Here is a 1,210-nt window from a genome sequence, read left to right as displayed (position 1 = left end):
GGTTCCAATCCAGCCGGCCGTTGAACTCTTTGGTCTCGGTGTCCTGGCGGGCGGTCTGCGCGATCTCCGGGCCGATGCGTCGACCATCGGCATCCAGCGAGGCGCCTTGGCGCGCGTAGTTGATGCCGGCCGCGCCGCTGAGCGCGCCACTGCGGAAGGTCAGCGTCTGCGCCAGGTTCCAGGCCAGGTTGTCGCCATCAACATCCGAGGGGCTGCGCAGGCCGACCTGCGTGGCCAGCGCCAGCGGCTGCTCGCCCGGCTGCAGGGTGATGATGTTGATGATGCCGCCGCTGGCACCAGCGCCGTACAGCGCGGTGGCGCCGGAGATCACCTCGATGCGCTCGATCATCGTCGGCGAGATGCTGTTGAGCTGGCGCGAGCCGTCGCGGGCACCGGTCAGCGGCACGCCATCGATCATCACCTGCACGCTGCGGCCGCGCATGGTCGTGCCGTAGTTGCTGGTGGTGCCCGAGGCCGGGGCCAGCGACGGCACCAGCTGGCCGAGGATATCGGCGGTGCTGCGCCCGGCGGCGACCTGCTGGGCCACCTGTGCGTGGTCGATGCGATACACGGTGCCGGCGATCTCGGCCACGCTGCGCGCGGCGCGGGTGGCGTTGACGCTGACCGTATCGAGTTGTTGCACGGAAGTACTGCTCTGCGCGTACAGCTGGCTGCTGATGGCCAGGCTCAGCAAGGCGAGCGGAAGGGTTGCCGCATGATGCCGCATGGTGTCCTCGGGGATGTCGTCAGGGAGAAGGGGAGGGCGCTGCCAGGCGCGTCATCACCGGCCTGCACAACAGCAGGCCGATGGCCGATACGGCCGCCAGCAGCAGGTAATACGGGGCATAGCCCAGGCCTTTGGCCAGAAAGCCGGAGGCCGCGCCTCCGATGAAGAACAGCAGCAGCTCGAAGCACACCAGCAGGGTGAAGTCGGTGCCGGCCTGCTCGCGCGAACTGACCCGCATGAACAGCGCATACAAGCTGGTCATGGCCACGTAGCGCAGGGCCAGCATCGCCACCACCAAGACGCCCAAGCCCCACCGGGAGCCGGCCAGCACGCCGCCGTACAGCAACGCCGCCAGCAGCACGTACAGCACGCTGCGCCAGATGCCGGCGTGCATCAGCAGCTGTTCGGCGCTGCGGCGCTTGAGCAGCCACGCCGCGGCCACGGCGGCAAGCATGCCGATGCCGGCACCGGTTACCGAGATCA

General features: G+C 68.8%; 2 protein-coding genes. Both read right to left on the bottom strand.

Annotated features, from left to right (window positions below; all coding sequences use genetic code 11):
* Window positions 1-727: TonB-dependent receptor plug domain-containing protein (locus VA603_RS11505; protein ID WP_323438925.1), on the bottom strand; the 727-nt coding region annotated here is incomplete at its 3' end.
* A 19-nt stretch (window positions 728-746) separates the two neighbouring features.
* The coding region (locus VA603_RS11500; RefSeq protein WP_486679296.1) for an MFS transporter at window positions 747-1,210 on the bottom strand (464 nt) is incomplete at its 5' end.

Origin of the sequence: Stenotrophomonas capsici (assembly GCF_034961085.1) — a bacterium.
GTDB lineage: Bacteria > Pseudomonadota > Gammaproteobacteria > Xanthomonadales > Xanthomonadaceae > Stenotrophomonas > Stenotrophomonas capsici.
This window is presented reverse-complemented; position numbering and strand designations above follow the sequence as displayed.